Origin of the sequence: Neoroseomonas lacus (assembly GCF_014644535.1) — a bacterium.
GTDB classification, from domain to species: Bacteria; Pseudomonadota; Alphaproteobacteria; order Acetobacterales; family Acetobacteraceae; genus Neoroseomonas; species Neoroseomonas lacus.
This window is the reverse complement of the sequence record NZ_BMKW01000007.1, coordinates 142,717-160,021: the sequence shown is the minus strand read 5'-3', so window position 1 is coordinate 160,021 and position 17,305 is coordinate 142,717. Positions and strand designations below refer to the sequence as shown.

The window sequence follows — 17,305 nt, the reverse complement described above, 5'->3', positions numbered from 1 at the left end:
CCGTGCTTCTTGTCGTCAAGTCCGGGGGGGAGCAGGCGTTGCCGGAATGGCGCGCCGGCTTCGCCGATGTCGCGCCTGAACTCGATGTGCGCTGGTGGGACGAGCCAGGGCTCGACCCGGCCCTGATCGATTATGCCTTAGTGTGGGACCCGGAGCCGGGGCGCCTTGCCACCATGCCGAAGCTGCGGGCGATCTTCGGCTCGGGGGCGGGGGTTGATGCCATCCTGCGCGACCCGCATCTGCCGACGCATCTGCCGCTGGTGCGCTGCGTACCGCCCGAGGGAACGCAGCGCATGGGCGAATTCGTCTGTTGGGCGGTGCTGTCGCTCAACAAGGATGCGCGGCGCATGGCGATCGCCCAGGCCAATGCCGTCTGGGATGCCTTCGACCCGCCCTTCGCGGCGGCGGCCAGGACGGTCGGCATCATGGGGTTGGGTGCGATGGGGCTGCGCGCGGCAGAGATGCTTCGCGGGCTCGGCATTCCGGTGGTCGGTTGGTCGCGTACTCGCAAGATCGTCGATGGCATCACCTGTTTCGCCGGGCCGGCCGAATTGCCGGCGTTCCTCGTGCGGAGCGAGGTGTTGGTGTGCCTGCTGCCGGCGACGCCCGAGACAGTGGGGCTGATCGCCGCGCCGCTGCTGGCGCAATTGCCGCAAGGCGCGGGGTTGGTGCAGGTCGGCCGCGGCGCGCACCAGGTGCTGCCGGACATCATTGCGGCGCTGGATGTGGGGCAGCTTTCCGGCGCGATGCTCGATGTATTCGAGATGGAGCCGCTGCCGGCCGACAGCCCCGCCTGGCGGCATCCCCGCATCACCGTCACGCCCCATGCGGCGAGCCTGCCGAGCCGGCATGAACGGGCGCGCTACATCGCCGAGTGCATCGCCCGCCATCAGCGCGGTGAGTCGCTGCCCAACCTCTACGTTCCTGAGCGAGGCTACTGATGCCCCTCCCGCCGCCACCGGTGAAGCCGGCCCCCGATCGCATCCAGACCGAGCAGGAGGTGCGCGAGGACCTCGCCGCCGCCTATCGCCTGATCGCCCTGTTCGGTCTGACCGACCTGGTCTTCACGCATCTGTCCGCGCGCATTCCGGGTTCGGGGCACCGCTTCCTGGTGAACCCCTATGGCCTGTTGTTCGAGGAGATCACGGCGAGCAGTCTGGTCGCTGTCGATGCCGAAGGCGAGCCGTTGCAGGAGACATCCTGGCCGGTGAACCCGGCCGGTTTCGTCATCCATTCGGCGGTGCATCGGGCACGCGAGAGCGCGATGTGCGTGATGCACACCCATAGCCTGGCGGGCATGGCGGTGGCGGCGCAGTCGGGTGGGCTGCTGCCGCTGAATCAGATCAGCATGGAATTCGACGGCCGCGTCGCGCTGCATGACTACGAAGGCGTCGCTGCTGACGACAATCTCTCGGAACGCGACCGGCTGGTACAGGACCTCGGCGAACGGCCCTGCATGATCCTGCGTCATCATGGGTTGCTGACGGTCGGGCATACCGTCGCGGAGGCCTTCTACTGGATGTATTATTTGGAACAGGCATGCCGCATTCAGCTCGCCGCGCAATCCTCGGGCGCGCCGCTGGCGGTGCCGCCGGCGCAGGTGGTGCAACGGACGCGCGCGCAGTTCAGCACCGGCCCGACCAAGGGGTGGCTGCCCTGGCAGGCGCTGCGGCGGAAGCTCGACCGCGAACAGCCGGACTACACGTCGTGAGCGCGGCCACGGGGCATGCGCTTGGGTTGCGTGGACTGACGCGCCGATACGGCAGCTTCGTCGCCGTCGATGACGTGTCGCTAGAGGTGGGGCAGGGCGAGTTCCTGACGCTGCTCGGGCCGTCGGGCTCGGGCAAGACGACCATCCTGATGGCGGTCGCCGGCTTCGTCGCGCCGAGCGAGGGCGCGGTGCTGCTCGATGGACAGGACATCACGCCGCTGCCGCCGGAGAAGCGCAATTTCGGCATGGTCTTCCAGGGTTATGCGTTGTTCCCCCACATGACGGTGGCCGAGAACGTCGCCTTCCCGCTGCGCGTGCGCGGCATGTCGCGCGCCGAACGTGACGAGAAGGTGCGTGGCGCGCTCGACCTGGTGCAACTCGCCGCCTTCGCCGGACGCCTGCCGAAGCAACTGTCCGGTGGGCAGCAGCAGCGCGTGGCCCTGGCGCGCGCGCTGGTGTTCGACCCGAACCTGCTGCTGTTGGACGAACCACTCTCGGCGCTCGACAAGAAGCTGCGCGCCGAGTTGCAGGAAGAGCTGAAGGCGCTGCATCGGCGGATCGGGCGCACCTTCATCAACGTCACGCATGACCAGGAGGAAGCGCTCTCGCTGTCCGACCGCATCGCCATCCTCAACCATGGCAAGCTGGTGCAGGCGGGTGCGCCGGGGGCGTTGTACGACCGGCCGCGCACGCGTTTCGTCGCCGACTTCCTCGGCAAGTCGAACTTCCTTGAAGGCGTGGTGCGCCAGCCGCATCCGGGCGGGTTCATGCTGGAGGCCGGCGCGGCGCAGTTGGTTGTCGCGCTACCCGATGGCGAGCCGCCGCCGGCCGCCGGCGCGCGCAGCCTGCTGTCCCTGCGGCCCGAGAAGATCACCGTGCTCGCCGAGGGTGAGGCGGCGGAGAACATCGTCGAGGGGCGCATCGTCTCCTGGGCCTATCTGGGTGCGGGGTTCTCGCTGCGGATCGAGACCGCCGGCCTGGGTGAAATTCGCGCCAATCTGCCGACCTGGCGCTCGGCCTTCGCCCCGGCGGAAGGGCTGCCCGTGCGTCTCGGCTGGCGCGCCGAGGCTGCCGTGCCGGTGGCGGAGGACGTTGCATGAGCAGCGTCGGGCGCCCGGGAATCGGCTGGTGGCTGCTCATCCTGCCGGCCTTCGCCTTGCTGCTGGTGTTCTACATCGCGCCGATCGTGCAGGTGCTGACGATCAGCGTCACGGAACCCTCGCTCGGCTTCGGCAACTACCAGCGCATCCTGACATCGAGCGCGGTGCAGCGGGTGATCATGACGACGCTGCGCATCTGCCTCATCACCACGGTACTGGCCCTGCTGCTCGGCTATGCGATTGCCTATGCCATCACGCTGGCGAGTCCGCGCGCGCGGGGGTGGTGGGTCCTCGCGGTGTTGGTACCGCTGTGGATCTCGGTGCTGGTGCGGGCCTTCGCCTGGGTCACGCTGCTGCGTCGGCAGGGGCTGATCAACAACACCCTGATCGAAGCCGGGGTGATCACTGATCCTCTGCCGCTGGTGTGGAACGAATTCGGCATCGTCGTCGGCATGGTGCACTACATGGTGCCCTTCGCGGTGCTGCCGATGCTGTCCTCGATGCGTGAGATCGACCCGCGCCTGCTCGCCGCCGCGCGCGGGCTTGGTGCGAGCCGGGGCGAGGTGTTCCGCCACGTGTTCTTGCCGCTGTCGCTGCCGGGGGTGATCGCGGCCGCGGTACTGGTCTTCATCTTCACGCTCGGCTTCTACATCACGCCGGCGATCCTCGGTGGCGGCAAGACCCTGATGGTTGCGGAATGGATCAGCCTGCAGATCCTCGACCTGATCCGCTGGGGCCTCGGGACCATGATGGCGACGGTGCTGGTGTTGGCGATCCTGGTCACGCTCGCGGTGTTCTCCCGCGTCGTCGATCTGCGACGCATCTTCGGCGCGGGGGCCTGAGGCGATGGACGGTACCTATCGTCCCGGCCCCTTCGGCCGCAGCCTCGCCTGGGTAACGGCGCTGTACCTGGTGCTGCCGATCCTGATCGTCATCCCGGTGGCGCTGACGGATCAGCGCTATCTTTCGCTGCCGCAGGACGGCATCTCCTTCCGGCATTTCGAGACGGTGCTGACCTCGCCGGAATGGCTCGGCTCGATCTGGCAGTCCTTCACCATCGCGGTGGCGGCGACGGTGCTCTCGGTGTCGGCGGGGACGCTGTGCGCCATCGGTTGCTGGCGCATCTCGCGGCGCGCGACGGAACTCGTGCGCGTGTTGATGCTGCTGCCGCTGATCATTCCGTCCATCGTCTATGCCATTGGGCTGTACCGGTATTTCGGGCCGCTCGGGCTGTTGGACCGCTTTGCGGGGGTGGTCATCGCGCATGGCGTCACCGGCATTCCCTATGTGGTGATCACCGTCTCCACCGCGCTTGCCAGCTTCGACCCGCGGCTGGAGCAGGCGGCGCGAGGCATGGGGGCCTCGCTGTCGCAGACGCTGCGTTGGGTGATCCTGCCGCGCATCGCGCCGGGCATCTTCTCCGGTGCGATCTTCGCCTTCATCCATTCCTGGGATGAGCTGGTGATGGTGCTGTTCATCGCCTCGCGCGACGTCTTCACCCTGCCGCGCCGGATCTGGGACGGGATCAACGAGAATCTCGACCCTGCCATGGCGGCGGTTGCGGTGCTGCTGATCCTGTTTACCCTGGCGCTGCTGATGGCCGACCGTGCGCTACGCCGGCGCAGCGAAGGCTGATCCCGACTGACCGAGGAGCAACGCGCCATGACGAGCGCGACGTCCACCACAGCCCGCGCCCGGGAGGCGCGGGGATGAACCGCATGCCGGGCTGGCGGCCGCCGATGGCGGGCCATACGCCTTTCTTCGTGGCCGCCGCCGAGCCGCGCTTTCCCTATTGCCTCTACATTCCGAAGGCGCGTCCGCCGGGGCCGGCGCCGCTGCTCATCGGCATCCATGGCAGCGACCGGCGGCCCGAGCTGCTGCGTGACATCCTCGCACCGCTCTGCGACCGTACCGGCGCGGTACTGCTCGCACCGCTCTTTGCCATCGGCAGCACCGGGCCTGATGATGAACCCGGCTACAAGTTCGGCCTGTTCAACGGCGTGCGCTACGACCGCGCACTACTGGCCATGGTTGACGATGCGGCACGACGGCTGCCGCTGGCGATCGATCGCTTCGCGATGGCCGGCTTCTCGGGCGGGGCGCAGCTCGTTTTGCGCTTCATGATGCTGCAGCCGCAGCGGTTGCACGCGGTGTCGATCGGAGCACCGGGCTATGTCACGCTGCTCGACCCGTCGCTGCCTTGGTGGGCGGGAACCGCGGATTTCGAAACCATCTTCGGCCATCCGCTCGACACCGAGGCGATCCGCCGGATCGCCATCCATCTCGCCATTGGCGGCAGCGATACCGAGACCGAGGAGATCCGCGTGCCGGAAGGTCATCCGCTCTGGGTGCGCGGGGTCGAGAAGGCCGGCCCGACACGCATCTCGCGGATCGAGGCGCTGGATGCCAGCCTGCGCGCGGCCGGATGTTCCACGCAGCTCGACTATGTCCCGAACGTCGCGCATGCGACCAAGCGCATCCTGCCGGTCACCGCGGTGTTTCTTGAAAAGCAGCTCCTGGCCCGCGACGTCAGGCCGGCAGCACCTGCTCCGTCATGATCCCCCGGCAATCCATCTCGTAGTCCAGGCCCTCCACCGGCGGTCGGCAGTTCTGCCAGGTCAGGCCATGGCGGGATGCGCCGCGACTGACGATCTCCGCCGTCAGCGCCGGCGGCATGGGATAGACGGTGTAGGCCTGCACGCCGGTCGTATCGGCCCAGCCGAAGCCGAGCAGTTCCATGCGGCGCTCCATCTCGCCCAGCACATATTGGCCCTTGCGGAGCATGCCGTCGGGCGAGGTGTCGCCATAAGCGATGGTGTGGTCGCGATAATTGCCCTTGCCTTCAACCGATTCGCCGCTGCCAGCGACGATGAAGGACGGCGCCGCATGGGCGTCGGGCACAGTATAGGCGAAGGCGTGGAAACCGGGTACGGCGGGCGGGGTGAAGGCCGGGCAGACATTGCTGCGGGCAACAGGGTTGTGCCCGTCGCGCAACACGCCCCAGGCGTCGAGCACCGTCGCATAGGCGGTGTTGAAGGTGGCGAATCCCGCCTCGGTGAAGGGGGCGGGGGAACGCAGTTCGCAGGCGGCGAAGGCCGTGCGCGGCCGGCCGATGTCGTCGAGGAAGGTGGCGATGCGGCGCCAGCCTTCCGCCATCGGCAGCGGTTCAGTGAAGCGGACGCGCTCGAGGCGGAAGCCGGGCAGGGCGGCGACGCCGCCGGAATACTGCATCACCGCGGGGATGAAGCGGTATCCGGCCTCGGTATTGTCGATCGTCGCCATGGTGTCGCCCTTTCCGCTGCGGTTCAGCGCTTCGTCACGCCCCAGAAGACCGGGATGATGGTCGGGCGCAGGCCCTCGACATTGGTGCGATGCGCGGCGAGCACGCGGAACTGCCCAGCATTGATGTAGGGCAGCACGGCATAGGCGCGCGCATGAACCTGGTCGAGCAGTTCACGACGCTTGGCGGGGTCGGATTCCTCCCACCAGGTGGCGCGCAGACGCTCGAGCTCGGCATCGCAGGGCCAGCCGGCAGGCCCGCCGTCGCAGGCCGCGCCAAAATAGACATTCACCAGCGGGTTCTGCGCATCGAGCACGTTGGCGACTGTGACGAACAGGCTCCAGCCGCCCTGCTCGACGCCCTCGCGCCGGTTGCGCCGCTGCGACAGCGTCGCCCAATCCATCGCGACGACGTCCATGTTGAGGCCGGCGCGGCGCATGTTCTCGGCCATGGTCAGCGTGACGGCGTTGTTGATCGGGCTGTCGGTCGCGTTGAGGAAGACCACGCGCTCGCCATTGTAGCCCGCTTCGCGTAGCAGAGCGCGGGCGCGGTCGAGGTTTACCTCGCGCAGCCCCTGCGCGCCGGCAGCAGTTTCCAGCGGCGTGCCGCAGAGGAAATAGGCCGGGCAATACGGCACCTGCTCCGAGGGCGGCACGCCGACGGCCTGCAGGTTCTCCTGCTGGTTCACCAGGTACAGCAGCGCCTGGCGCGCCGCGGGATTGTTGAAGGGCGGCTGGGTGTGGTTCGGCCGCAGCCAGACCATCGAGCCGATCGGGTTCAGCGCGAAGGTCGCGATGTTGCGGTTGCGCGCCAGCGTCGGCAGCACGTCGGGCGTCGGCTGTTCGAGGAAGTCGATCTCGCCCGATTGCAGCGCAGCGGCGGCGGTCGCGGGGTCGCTGATGCCCAGCCATTCGACGCGTTCGACCTGCACGACCTTGCCGCCGGCCAGCCCATCGGCGGGTTCGGGGCGCGGGCGATAAGCCGGGTTGCGGACATAGACGGCGCGCTCGCCGGGCAGGAATTCCTGCGGGCGGAAGATGAAGGGGCCCGACCCCGTTGCATCGGTGAAGGCGACATTGGCGGGGGTGGAGGCGATACGCTCGGGCATCATGAACAGCGCGCTCGCCGTGGGGCGGGCGAGGACCTCGGTCACCAGGCCGAAGGGGCGGGACAGGCGCAGGGTGAAGGTCTTATCGTCGACCACCTCGAGCGCGGCGGTGGCGGCGAGCAGGGCGCGGCCGGCGGTGTCGCGCTGGCCCCAGCGGCGGATCGAAGCGACGGCATCGGCAGCGCGGACCGGTTGGCCGTCATGGAAGGCGAGGCCGTCGCGCAGGGTGAAGGTGAAGGTCCTGCCATCGGCCGAAACGGTGTGGCGATCGACCATCTGCGGTTGCGGCTCGCCACGGCTGTCGAGGCCGAACAACTGGTCATAGACCATGAAGCCGTGGTTGCGCGCGAAGGCCGCGGTGGTCACCACCGGGTCGACGCTGGCCAGGGAATTGACCAGCACGACGCGCAGTGTGCCGGTAGGTGTAGTCTGCGCCGGCGCGGGCGTCGGCTTGCCGAGCAGCATCGCGGCCATCGCGGCGCCGGCGAGCATGGTGATCCTGCGTTTGGCCATTATTGCCTCCCTGAACGGCATTCGGCGGCATCATGCCATCGGGCGGCGGCTTGTCCATTGCGTGCCTGGACGCAGCGGCGGCTTCGGCCTTGAATGATGCGAATTGGGTGAGGGGACGGGCATGACCTTTTCGCTGCTGGGACGTTGCGCGTGGACGAGGCAGTTCGGCGCGGCGGTGACGACATCCTCGATCGCGGTCGGGACGCGGGTGCCGTTCCTCGCGGCCGGGATCGGCGGCGTGCTGACGCAGCATCGGACCGACCCGCGCCTCGGGCCGCGTGGGCTCGACCTGCTGCGCTCCGGCTGCACGGCGGCGGAGACCGTGGCGGCGCTGGTCGCCTCGACGCCCGACCATCGCTGGCGGCAGATCGCAGTGATGGATGCGCAGGGGCGCACCGCGCATTTCGATGGCGAGCGGGTGAAGCCCTCGCGCAGCGTGTCGCATGGCCAGGATGTCGTGGCGCTGGGCAATATCCTCGCGAATGAGCGCGTTGCGGTGGCGATGGCGGAAGCCTTCCTCGCTGCGGCCGACCAGCCTCTTGCCGAACGGCTCGTGCGCGCGCTCGAAGCCGGGGAGGCGGCCGGCGGCGAGCATGGTGAAGTCACCTCCGCGAGCCTGACTGTCGTCGATCGCGAATGCTTCCCCTATGTCGATCTGCGCATCGACAAGGCAGTGGGGCCGATCCCGGCGCTGCGAGCACTGTGGGAGGAATACGCGCCGCTTGCCGACGGCTTCGTGCAACGCGCCATCGCGCCAGAGGATGCGCCGATCATCTGATGAAACCGCTCTTCGATCCGGCCGATTTCCGCATCCCGCCCGGCGTCGTGCATGTCTGCGCGGCTGGCGAGACGCCGTTTCTGCGCCGCCACGATTCCGCCTTCGCGGCCTATGCCGAGGACAAGTCGCACGGGTCGCCGGGGCGCACGCAGCAGGAGGCGCGGGCGGCCTCGGCACGCGATCGCGCGGCGCGGCTGTTCGGCGTGGCGGCGGGCGACATCGGCTTCGTCTCCTCGGTCGCCGAGGGCGTCTCGATGGTGGTCGAGAGCATCGACTGGCAGCCAGGCGATGAGGTGCTGGTCGACCCCGACGAATACCCTTCGGTCGCCGCACCGCTCGCCCAGCGCGGCGTGGCGCTGCGCTTCGCGCCAATGCTGGAACCGTCAGCCGTTGAAGCGGCGCTGACACCGCGCACGCGCATGATCGCGGTGAGTGCCGTCTCCTTCCTGACGGCCGCGCGGTATGATCTGGCGGCGCTGCGCGCGGTGGCGGATCGTGCCGATGCGCTGCTGGTGGTGGATTTTACGCAAGGTGCCGGCTGGATGCCGATGAACGCCGGCGTGGCCGATTTCGGCTTTGCAGCCACCTACAAATGGCTGCTGGGGACGACAGGGACGGCGATCGGCTTCTGGAATCGAGCGCGGCAGCCGGATTGGGCGCCGGGCACCGCCGGATGGCATTCGATCGCCTCGATGGGTCGGCCGGACTGGTCCCGACCGCCGGCGCTGCTGCCGGACGCGGCGCGCTTTACGCGCGGCAATCCGTCGCATCTCGGGCTGTACGTGCTGGATGGAGCGCTGGATTATCTGGAGCAATTCGGCGCGACGCGGATCGAACGCCATGTGCAGGGGCTGACGGTCGCGATGCTGGCGCGGCTCGCGGAGATGGGCATCCCGTCCACTACGCCGGCCGACCCGCGGCGGCATGGGGCGAGCGTTTGCGTGGAGAGCCCGCGGGCGAACGAGATCGTCGCCGGCATGGAGCAGCGCGGCGTGCTGGCCTGGAATGGGCGCGGGCGCGTTCGCGTCTCCTTCCATGGCTACAACGGCACCGAGGACATGCTGCGCGCGAGCGATGCGCTGATCGCCGAATGGCGACGCGCCACGACTTCCCAGGAGGAACTATAAGATGCGTATCAAGGCCGCCATCCTGTTCGAGCAGGGGCTTCCGCGACCCTATGCCACGTCGCGCCCGCTGGTGATCGAGGAGGTGGAGCTGGATCCGCCGGGCCCCGGCGAAATGCTGATCGAGGTAGCCGCGGCGGGGCTGTGCCATTCCGACCTTTCCACCATCGAGAACCAGCGCCCGCGCCCGCTGCCGATCGTGATCGGGCATGAGGGCGCGGGGATCGTACGCGAAGTCGGGCCAGGCATTACCGACCTGAAGGAGGGCGACCATGTCGTCACCGTCTTCGCGCCATCCTGCGGGAATTGCCGGTACTGCGTGCGCGGGCGGCCGAACATCTGCCCGACCGGGAACGCGTTCCGCGCGGCGGGGCAGTTGCCGACCGGGGTGCGCCGACTGAAGCGGCTCGACGGCACGCCGATCAACCACAATTCGGGGCTGTCGCTTTATGCGCAATATGCCGTGGTGGCGCGGCGTTCGGCGGTGAAGATCGGCAAGGACATTCCGCTCGACGATGCGGCGATCTTCGGTTGCGCGGTGATGACCGGGGCCGGGGCCGTGCTGAATACGGCGGGGTTGCAGGCAGGCGAGCAGGTCGCCGTGGTCGGGCTCGGCGGCGTCGGCATGAATGCGCTGTTCGGCGCGGTTGCGGCGGGCGCGGAGCGCATCATCGCCATCGACACCAATCCGCAGAAGCTGGAACTGGCGAAGCAATGGGGCGCGACCGACGTCTTCCTCGCCGGCAATGAGGATTGCGCGGCGCAGGTGCGCGAGGCGACCGATGGTGGCGTCGATACCGTCATCGAGACGGCGGGGTCGATCCCGGCGATGCAATTGGCCATTGCCATCACGGCGCGCGGCGGGTCAACGATCAGTGCCGGGCTGCCGAACATCAATGCGCAGGTGTCGTATTTCCATGCCTCGATGGTCAGCGAGGAGCGGTCGATCCGTGGCTCCTACATGGGGTCCTGCGTGCCAGAACGCGACCTGCCGCGGCTGCTTGGCCTGTATCGGCGCGGCAAGCTGCCGGTCGACAAGCTGAAGACCAGTCACATCACCTTCGACCAGATCAACGAGGGCTTCGATCTGCTCTCGGATGGCGCGGTGTTGCGGCAGATGTTGCGGCCGAACGCCTGATTGGCTGGTCGCCTTTGGCGACCAGCGAGCCTTTGTTTGGGCCCTCAGACGGCGGGCGCCGGTCATCCGACCGGCTTGCCTTCGCGCCGAGCGCTGGCGTTCTGGCGACAGCGGGTGGTCTGGGCGCGGTCGCGCTGTGCGCTCCGGGATCGAGGCAAGCACCCCGGGCTGAGGTATTGTTGGGACCCTCAGGCGGTGGGCGCCGGTCATCCGACCGGCTTGCCTTCGCGCCGAGTACTGGCGTTCTGGCGATAGCGGGTGGTCTAAGCGCGGTCGCGCTGTGCGCTCCGGGATCGAGGCCTGCGTCCGGGAGGGCGGCTTGCAACAGCGCGGCAGCGTGGCAGGGTGGCTCGATGCCTCGTCCTGCCGATGCCAGTGTAGCCCATCAACGATCGCGGGGCGGTGCCGCGCTGCGCTATGCCGTGGCGCGCGGCGCGACGCGGCTTGTTGACCTGCACCAGTCGGCGCCGATGCGCATCCTGTTTCCCGACCCCGGGCCGGGCGAGCCGCCGCTTGCCGCTCTGGTGAACACGGCGGGCGGATTGGCGGGGGGGGACTCGGTGTCTGTCGAGGTCACGCTCGACCCCGGGGCGCATGCCGTGGTGAGCACGCCGGCGGCGGAGAAGATCTATCGCAGCCTGGGGCCGGAGACGGTGATCGAGGCGCGGCTGACCGTCAGTGCTGGCGCCACGCTGGAATGGCTGCCGCAGGAGACGATCCTGTTCGATGGCGCGCGCCTCGCGCGGCGACTGGAGGTCGATGTCGCGCCGGGAGCGACGTTGCTGCTGGCCGAGATGCTGGTCTTTGGCCGACATGCACGCGGCGAGGCGCTGCACACCGGCAGCTTGGTCGATTCCTGGCGGGTGTGGCGCGGTGGGAAGATGCTGTGGGCCGACGGATTGGCGCTGGGGGACGGGATGCGGGCGCAGCTCGACGACCCCTTCGGCTTTGCCGGAGCGGAGGCGTGTGCAACGTTGCTCGTGGTCGACGACGCACCGTTGACCGAGGCGCGGGACGCCATGCGCGCGGCCGGTGCGGCGGCGACGCTGCCGCGGCCTGGTCTGCTGCTGCTGCGCTGGCTTGGCGATGCTGGGGCGGTGCGCGATGGCCTTGGGCACGCCATTCGCGCCTTGCGGGCGCAGCTGCTGGGTGCGGCGCCGGTCCTGCCGCGGGTGTGGACGTGTTGAACCCGACGCGGTCATGATGGCACGCGGCGTGCTACGCTTTGGATATGGCCGGCGGAGGAGCGGAATCGAATGAACCTGACGCCTCGGGAAAAGGACAAGCTGCTGGTGGCGATGGCGGCGATCGTCGCGCGCCGACGGCTGGAGCGCGGCTTGCGGTTGAACTTCCCCGAGGCGGTGGCGCTGGTCACCGATTTCGTCGTGGAGGGGGCGCGCGACGGGCGTTCCGTGGCCGAGCTGATGCGCGACGGCGCCAAGGTGCTGACGCGCGACCAGGTGATGGACGGCATCGCCGAGATGATCCACGAAATCCAGGTCGAGGCCACCTTCCCTGACGGCACCAAGCTGGTGACGGTGCATGAGCCGATCCGCGATGCGGCGCCGGTGACGCCTAAGGCGAAGGCCGCCGCGAAGGAGCCAACGACGCGTGCCGCGGCGAAGCCGGCCGCGAAGGCCAAGGCAAATCCGGCGGCGAAGCCCACTACCAAATCCAAGGCGAAGCCCGCCGCAAAGCGTGCTGCCAAGGCGCCGGCCAAGCCGGCCGCGAAGGCGAAGAAGCCAGGCACTAGGACGAAGGGAGCCCGCCGATGATCCCGGGCGAGATTCTCCCCGCCGCAGGGGATATCGAACTGAACGCCGGCCGCGAGGCGGTGGAGCTGGAGGTTGCCAACACCGGCGACCGCCCGGTGCAGGTCGGCAGCCATTACCATTTCGCCGAAACCAACCCGCAGTTGCGCTTCGACCGCGTGCTCGCGCGGGGCAAGCGGCTCGACATCGCCGCCGGCACGGCGGTGCGCTTCGAACCTGGCCAGACGCGCATGGTGCGGCTGGTCGACTACGCCGGCAAGCGTGTCGTGCACGGGTTCCGCGGCGAGACGGAAGGAGCGCTCTGATGGCGACACGCATCTCCCGCAGCGCCTATGCCGGCATGTATGGACCGACCACTGGCGACCGCGTGCGGCTGGCCGATACTGAGATCATCATTGAGGTGGAGAAGGACTTCACCACCTATGGCGAGGAAGTGAAGTTCGGCGGCGGCAAGGTGATCCGCGACGGCATGGGTCAGTCGCAGGTGACGCGCGCGAATGGCGCGATGGACACCGTCATCACCAATGCGCTGATCCTCGATGCCGTCACCGGCATCATCAAGGCCGATGTCGGGCTGAAAGACGGACGCATCGCGGCGATCGGGAAGGCCGGCAATCCGGATACGCAGCCGGGGGTGACCATCGTCATCGCGCCGGGCACGGAGATCATCGCCGGCGAGGGGCGCATCCTGACGGCCGGCGGAATCGACCCGCATATCCACTTCATCTGCCCGCAGCAGATCGAGGAGGCGCTGGCCTCGGGCGTAACCTCAATGTTCGGCGGTGGCACCGGGCCGGCGCATGGCACGCTGGCGACCACCTGCACGCCGGGGCCCTGGCATCTCGCGCGCATGTTGCAGGCTGCCGAATCCTTCCCGATGAATCTTGGTTTCCTGGGCAAGGGCAATGCGGCGTTGCCGGCAGCGCTGGAGGAACAGATCCGGGCCGGCGCCTGCGGGCTGAAGTTGCACGAAGATTGGGGCACTACGCCCAAGGCGATCGACACCTGCCTGTCCGTCGCGGATGCCATGGACATCCAGGTCGCCATCCATACCGACACGCTGAATGAATCCGGCTTCGTCGAGGAGACGATCAAGGCCATCAAGGGCCGCGTCTTGCAGGCCTTCCACACCGAGGGGGCGGGTGGCGGCCACGCGCCCGACATCCTGCGGCTGATCGGCGAGGCCGGCATCCTGCCGAGCAGCACCAACCCGACGATGCCCTACACGGTGAACACGGTGGATGAGCATCTCGACATGCTCATGGTCTGCCATCACCTCGACAAGCGCATCGCCGAGGATGTCGCCTTCGCCGAGAGCCGCATCCGCAAGGAGACCATTGCGGCCGAGGACATCCTGCACGATCTCGGCGCCATCAGCATGATGTCCTCGGACAGCCAGGCGATGGGGCGCGTCGGCGAGGTCATCATCCGCACCTGGCAGACCGCGCATAAGATGAAGGTGCAGCGCGGGCGTTTGCCGGAGGAGAAGGGCGACAACGACAATCGTCGGGCGCTGCGCTACATCGCGAAATACACCATCAACCCGGCGATCAGCCAGGGTGTCGCCGACCATGTCGGCAGCATCGAGGTTGGCAAGCTGGCCGACCTGGTGATGTGGTCGCCTGCCTTCTTCGGCGTGAAGCCGGAGATGATCCTCAAGGGTGGGGCCATCGCCATGTCGTTGATGGGCGACCCGAACGCCTCCATCCCGACGCCGCAGCCGGTGCATTACCGGCCGATGTTCGGTGCCTATGGGTCGGCGATGCGGGCGACCTCGATGACCTTTGTCTCGCAGGCGGCGATCGAGCATGACATCGCCGGCCGCGTCGGGCTGACGCGGCCGCTCGCCGCGGTGCGCAACTGCCGTGGTGGCATTGGCAAGCGATCCATGCTGCACAACGACGCGCTGCCGCATATCGAGGTCGATGCCGAGACCTATGAAGTGCGTGCCGATGGCGTGTTGCTGGTGGGCGAACCGGCCCGCGTGCTGCCGATGGCGCAGCGCTACTTCCTGTTCTGAGGATGAGCATGGACCCGGAGAATACGCCGCGCGCGACCGAAGTGCTGCGCGCCGGCACCTGGCCGGAAGCGGAGGCGCGTGACGCCGTGCTGGTGGATTTCGACGACCGCTTTCGTCGCCGCAAGCTCTATACGGGGCAGGGGGGGCTTGCCTTCCTGCTCGACCTGCCGGAGGCGACGGTGCTGCGCGAGGGCGACGGGCTGGCGCTCGCGACGGGTGGCTTCGTGCGCGTGAAGGCGGCGCCGGAGCCGCTGGTCGAGATCACCGCCAAGGACCATGAGCATTTCGCCCGCATCGCCTGGCATCTTGGCAACCGGCATCTGCCGACACAGATCGATGGCGAGCGGCTGCTGATCCGCGACGACCATGTCATCGTGCACATGCTGGAAGGGCTTGGTGCCGTCGTGCGCAAGGTGGAGGTGCCCTTCGACCCAGAAGGCGGCGCCTATGGGCAGCACAACCACGATCCGGGCCAGCGGCACGGCCACCATCACCACCATGATCACGGCGACCACGACCATCACCACGATCACGACCACGCCGACCACCACCACTGACGCGCTGTACCGGCTACTTGCCTGGCTGAGCCCGGCCTATCCGGTCGGTGCCTATACCTACAGCCATGGGCTGGAGACGGCGGTCGAGGATGGCGCAGTGCGCAGCCGCGACGAGTTGATCGCCTATGTCGGCGCGGCGCTGCGCGATGGGGCGGGGCGCGTTGACGGCGCGCTGCTGGTCGCCGCGCATCGCGCCATGAGGGCAGGGCGGCCGCGCGTGCTCGACAGGCTGGTGGAACTCGGCGCCGCCTGGCGCGGCACGGCGGAGACGGCGCTGGAGGCCGAGGCGCAGGGCACCGCCTTCATGTCCGTGACCCTGGCGGCCTGGCCCGAACCGCGGCTGGCGGCCTTGGCCGCGCGGCATCCGCGGCGCATTGTGCATGCGGTGGCGTTTGGCGCGGCGGCGGCGGCGCATGGGGTGGCATCGCGCGCGGCGGCATTCGGGTATCTCTCGGCATTCGCGGCCAACCTGGTGTCGGCGGGCGTGAGATTGGTGCCGCTCGGGCAGACGGATGGGCAGAAGGCGACCGCCGCGCTGCTGCCGGTGGTTGCTGCGGCAACCGATGCCGCGCTGACCGCCGACCTTGACCGGCTGGGCACGGCAAGTCCCGCGCTCGACCTTTATTCCATGCGTCACGAAACCCAGTACACGAGGCTTTTCCGCTCATGAAGAACGGCCCCTTCCGCGTCGGCATCGGCGGCCCCGTCGGTTCCGGCAAGACCGCGCTGACCGAGCGTCTTTGCAGGCATCTGCGCGACCGCCACGACATCGCGGTCATCACCAACGACATCTACACCAAGGAGGATGCGGAGTTCCTGACGCGCGCCGGCGCGCTCGACCCCGCGCGCATCACCGGGGTGGAGACCGGCGGCTGCCCGCATACCGCCATCCGTGAGGACGCCTCGATCAACCTCGCCGCCGTGCACGACATGACCGAGAAATTCCCTGGCCTCGAAGTGCTGTTCATCGAAAGCGGCGGCGACAACCTCGCTGCCACCTTCAGCCCGGAATTGGCCGACCTGACGATCTACGTCATCGATGTCAGCGCCGGCGACAAGATCCCGCGAAAGGGCGGGCCGGGCATCACGCGCTCGGACCTGCTGGTGATCAACAAGATCGACCTCGCGCCACTGGTCGGTGCCGATCTGTCGGTGATGGACCGCGATTCGCGGAAGATGCGCGGCGCGCGGCCTTTCGTCTTCACCAACCTCAAGGAGAACAAGGGCGTCGCCGAGATCGCCGACTTCGTCCTGCGCCAGGGGGGGATCGCGGCATGAGCGCGCCACGTCGCCAGGCGGTCGTCCTCGGCATGGGGCTGATGGGCTGCGACATCGCCGCGATCTTCCTCGCCGGCGGTTGGCGCGTCACCGCGGTGGAGACGGCCAGCGCCCGCTGGCCGGACGCCGAGGCGCGCGTACGTTCCTCGATTACGCAGCTTGATGGCGACCCGGCTGAGGCCGCGCATCTGACCCTGGTCGCCTCGATGGAAGCGCCGGACTACGCCTCGGCCGAGATCGTGGTGGAGGCGGTGCCGGAACGCCTGGCGCTGAAGCAGGAGGTGTTCGGCCGGCTCGATACGCTGGTGCCGCCGTCCGTGCCGGTCGTTTCCAATGCGTCAGGCTATCGCATCACCGATATCGCCGGGCATATCGCGACCCGCGCGCGCTGCGCCAATCTGCACTTCTTCCTGCCGGCGCATCTCGTGCCCGGTGTCGAGGTCGTGCAGGGCGAGCATACCGACCCGGCCATCTGCGATGCGGTCGCCGCCATCATGGACGGGCTCGGCCGTAAGGTGATCCGCGTGGCGCGCGACGTGCCGGGCTTCCTCGCCAACCGCATCCAGCATGCGCTGATGCGCGAGGCGTTCTCGGTGATAGACCAGGGCCTCGCCACGGCCGAGGATGTGGACAACGCCGTGCGCTACTGCTTCGGCTTCCGTTACCTCGCCGCCGGGCCGATCATGCAGAAGGAATTGGCCGGGCTGGAGACGCAGCTCGAGGCCGGGCGGACCATTTATCCATCATTGTGCAACAGCCCGGATCCCAGCCCGACGCTGGCGCGGCTGGTGGCCGAGAACCGGCTCGGTCCCAAGACCGGGCGCGGCTTTCGCGACTGGCCGGCCGATGTCACGGCAAAGGAGCGGGCGCGGTACGAACGGGCTTTGCTCGCAGCCGTGCGGATTCTGCGCGAAGAAGATTGAGGC

The 17,305-nt window shown here is 68.4% G+C and carries 18 protein-coding genes and 1 pseudogene; 17 read left to right on the top strand and 2 right to left on the bottom strand.

All coding sequences use genetic code 11. From position 1 onward, the window contains the following. The first annotated feature begins 2 nt into the window (after positions 1-2). From IEY36_RS15070 to IEY36_RS15045, 6 genes are all read left to right on the top strand, one after another. Positions 3-941, top strand: a complete 939-nt coding sequence (locus IEY36_RS15070) for a 2-hydroxyacid dehydrogenase (protein WP_188968033.1) — start codon at positions 3-5, stop codon at positions 939-941. Continuing rightward, positions 941-1,711 carry a class II aldolase/adducin family protein gene (locus tag IEY36_RS15065; RefSeq protein WP_188968031.1) on the top strand — a complete coding sequence of 257 codons (771 nt, stop codon included), beginning with the start codon at positions 941-943 and terminating at the stop codon, positions 1,709-1,711. The genes IEY36_RS15070 and IEY36_RS15065 overlap by 1 nt, the downstream gene beginning before the upstream one ends. Next, positions 1,708-2,811, top strand: coding sequence for an ABC transporter ATP-binding protein (locus tag IEY36_RS15060; RefSeq protein WP_188968029.1), 1,104 nt, complete (start codon positions 1,708-1,710; stop codon positions 2,809-2,811). The genes IEY36_RS15065 and IEY36_RS15060 overlap by 4 nt, the downstream gene beginning before the upstream one ends. Next, complete coding sequence (locus IEY36_RS15055; RefSeq protein WP_188968027.1) at positions 2,808-3,653, top strand: ABC transporter permease; 846 nt, start codon at positions 2,808-2,810, stop codon at positions 3,651-3,653. Before IEY36_RS15060 ends, IEY36_RS15055 begins: the two co-directional genes overlap by 4 nt. Before the next feature lie 4 nt (positions 3,654-3,657). Then, positions 3,658-4,446 (top strand): ABC transporter permease, encoded by a 789-nt coding sequence (locus tag IEY36_RS15050; protein WP_188968025.1) that lies wholly within the window; start codon positions 3,658-3,660, stop codon positions 4,444-4,446. Between the two features lie 74 nt (positions 4,447-4,520). Further along, on the top strand, positions 4,521-5,369 hold the full coding sequence (locus IEY36_RS15045; RefSeq protein WP_188968023.1) for an alpha/beta hydrolase: 849 nt from the start codon (positions 4,521-4,523) through the stop codon (positions 5,367-5,369). Here the strand turns inward: IEY36_RS15045 and cnbZ are convergent. Together cnbZ and IEY36_RS15035 are read right to left on the bottom strand one after the other, a co-directional pair. Then, entirely contained in the window at positions 5,341-6,093 is a 753-nt protein-coding gene (gene cnbZ / locus IEY36_RS15040; RefSeq protein ID WP_188968021.1) for a 2-amino-5-chloromuconate deaminase CnbZ, read from the bottom strand. The two genes, IEY36_RS15045 and cnbZ, sit on opposite strands and share 29 nt — an antisense overlap. A gap of 23 nt (positions 6,094-6,116) precedes the next feature. Next, on the bottom strand, positions 6,117-7,712 hold the full coding sequence (locus IEY36_RS15035; RefSeq protein ID WP_188968019.1) for an ABC transporter substrate-binding protein: 1,596 nt from the start codon (positions 7,710-7,712) through the stop codon (positions 6,117-6,119). A gap of 121 nt (positions 7,713-7,833) precedes the next feature. Here IEY36_RS15035 and IEY36_RS15030 point away from each other — a divergent pair, with 121 nt between their 5' ends. From IEY36_RS15030 to IEY36_RS14980, 11 genes and pseudogenes are all read left to right on the top strand, one after another. After that, complete coding sequence (locus IEY36_RS15030) at positions 7,834-8,490, top strand: DUF1028 domain-containing protein (RefSeq protein ID WP_188968017.1); 657 nt, start codon at positions 7,834-7,836, stop codon at positions 8,488-8,490. Beyond that, positions 8,490-9,617 carry an aminotransferase class V-fold PLP-dependent enzyme gene (locus IEY36_RS15025; protein WP_188968015.1) on the top strand — a complete coding sequence of 376 codons (1,128 nt, stop codon included), beginning with the start codon at positions 8,490-8,492 and terminating at the stop codon, positions 9,615-9,617. Before IEY36_RS15030 ends, IEY36_RS15025 begins: the two co-directional genes overlap by 1 nt. A gap of 1 nt (position 9,618) precedes the next feature. Next, positions 9,619-10,752, top strand: a complete 1,134-nt coding sequence (locus IEY36_RS15020) for a zinc-dependent alcohol dehydrogenase family protein (protein ID WP_188968013.1) — start codon at positions 9,619-9,621, stop codon at positions 10,750-10,752. A gap of 353 nt (positions 10,753-11,105) precedes the next feature. Then, positions 11,106-11,939 carry an urease accessory protein UreD gene (locus IEY36_RS15015; protein ID WP_188968011.1) on the top strand — a complete coding sequence of 278 codons (834 nt, stop codon included), beginning with the start codon at positions 11,106-11,108 and terminating at the stop codon, positions 11,937-11,939. A 69-nt stretch (positions 11,940-12,008) separates the two neighbouring features. Further along, a pseudogene (locus IEY36_RS15010) lies at positions 12,009-12,308 on the top strand (urease subunit gamma); the annotation flags it as partial. 215 nt (positions 12,309-12,523) lie between these two features. Then, on the top strand, positions 12,524-12,829 hold the full coding sequence (locus IEY36_RS15005; RefSeq protein WP_188968009.1) for an urease subunit beta: 306 nt from the start codon (positions 12,524-12,526) through the stop codon (positions 12,827-12,829). Next, positions 12,829-14,544: an urease subunit alpha gene (ureC, locus tag IEY36_RS15000; protein WP_188968007.1), complete on the top strand. Its 1,716-nt coding sequence runs from the start codon at positions 12,829-12,831 to the stop codon at positions 14,542-14,544. The genes IEY36_RS15005 and ureC overlap by 1 nt, the downstream gene beginning before the upstream one ends. An 8-nt stretch (positions 14,545-14,552) precedes the next feature. Next, the gene (locus IEY36_RS14995) at positions 14,553-15,101 is read left to right on the top strand and encodes an urease accessory protein UreE (protein WP_188968005.1); all 549 of its coding nucleotides are present in this window, start codon (positions 14,553-14,555) and stop codon (positions 15,099-15,101) included. Then, positions 14,992-15,771, top strand: a complete 780-nt coding sequence (locus IEY36_RS14990; RefSeq protein ID WP_456307050.1) for an urease accessory protein UreF — start codon at positions 14,992-14,994, stop codon at positions 15,769-15,771. Before IEY36_RS14995 ends, IEY36_RS14990 begins: the two co-directional genes overlap by 110 nt. Then, a complete protein-coding gene (gene ureG, locus IEY36_RS14985; protein ID WP_188968003.1) occupies positions 15,768-16,379 on the top strand; it encodes an urease accessory protein UreG in 612 nt (203 codons plus the stop codon). The genes IEY36_RS14990 and ureG overlap by 4 nt, the downstream gene beginning before the upstream one ends. Then, positions 16,376-17,302 (top strand): 3-hydroxyacyl-CoA dehydrogenase NAD-binding domain-containing protein, encoded by a 927-nt coding sequence (locus IEY36_RS14980; RefSeq protein WP_188968001.1) that lies wholly within the window; start codon positions 16,376-16,378, stop codon positions 17,300-17,302. Before ureG ends, IEY36_RS14980 begins: the two co-directional genes overlap by 4 nt. Positions 17,303-17,305: the final 3 nt, after the last annotated feature.

What these genes read in the sequence shown, in the direction of transcription:
- IEY36_RS15065 (WP_188968031.1), top strand. Translation starts at nt 941, where the DNA reads ATGCCCCTCCCGCCGCCACCGGTGAAGCCGGCCCCCGATCGCATCCAG.
- IEY36_RS15055 (WP_188968027.1), top strand. Translation starts at nt 2,808, where the DNA reads ATGAGCAGCGTCGGGCGCCCGGGAATCGGCTGGTGGCTGCTCATCCTG.
- IEY36_RS15050 (WP_188968025.1), top strand. Translation starts at nt 3,658, where the DNA reads ATGGACGGTACCTATCGTCCCGGCCCCTTCGGCCGCAGCCTCGCCTGG.
- IEY36_RS15045 (WP_188968023.1), top strand. Translation starts at nt 4,521, where the DNA reads ATGAACCGCATGCCGGGCTGGCGGCCGCCGATGGCGGGCCATACGCCT.
- cnbZ (WP_188968021.1), bottom strand. Translation starts at nt 6,093, where the DNA reads ATGGCGACGATCGACAATACCGAGGCCGGATACCGCTTCATCCCCGCG.
- IEY36_RS15035 (WP_188968019.1), bottom strand. Translation starts at nt 7,712, where the DNA reads ATGGCCAAACGCAGGATCACCATGCTCGCCGGCGCCGCGATGGCCGCG.
- IEY36_RS15030 (WP_188968017.1), top strand. Translation starts at nt 7,834, where the DNA reads ATGACCTTTTCGCTGCTGGGACGTTGCGCGTGGACGAGGCAGTTCGGC.
- IEY36_RS15025 (WP_188968015.1), top strand. Translation starts at nt 8,490, where the DNA reads ATGAAACCGCTCTTCGATCCGGCCGATTTCCGCATCCCGCCCGGCGTC.
- IEY36_RS15020 (WP_188968013.1), top strand. Translation starts at nt 9,619, where the DNA reads ATGCGTATCAAGGCCGCCATCCTGTTCGAGCAGGGGCTTCCGCGACCC.
- IEY36_RS15015 (WP_188968011.1), top strand. Translation starts at nt 11,106, where the DNA reads ATGCCTCGTCCTGCCGATGCCAGTGTAGCCCATCAACGATCGCGGGGC.
- IEY36_RS15005 (WP_188968009.1), top strand. Translation starts at nt 12,524, where the DNA reads ATGATCCCGGGCGAGATTCTCCCCGCCGCAGGGGATATCGAACTGAAC.
- ureC (WP_188968007.1), top strand. Translation starts at nt 12,829, where the DNA reads ATGGCGACACGCATCTCCCGCAGCGCCTATGCCGGCATGTATGGACCG.
- IEY36_RS14995 (WP_188968005.1), top strand. Translation starts at nt 14,553, where the DNA reads ATGGACCCGGAGAATACGCCGCGCGCGACCGAAGTGCTGCGCGCCGGC.
- IEY36_RS14990 (WP_456307050.1), top strand. Translation starts at nt 14,992, where the DNA reads ATGGGCAGCACAACCACGATCCGGGCCAGCGGCACGGCCACCATCACC.
- ureG (WP_188968003.1), top strand. Translation starts at nt 15,768, where the DNA reads ATGAAGAACGGCCCCTTCCGCGTCGGCATCGGCGGCCCCGTCGGTTCC.
- IEY36_RS14980 (WP_188968001.1), top strand. Translation starts at nt 16,376, where the DNA reads ATGAGCGCGCCACGTCGCCAGGCGGTCGTCCTCGGCATGGGGCTGATG.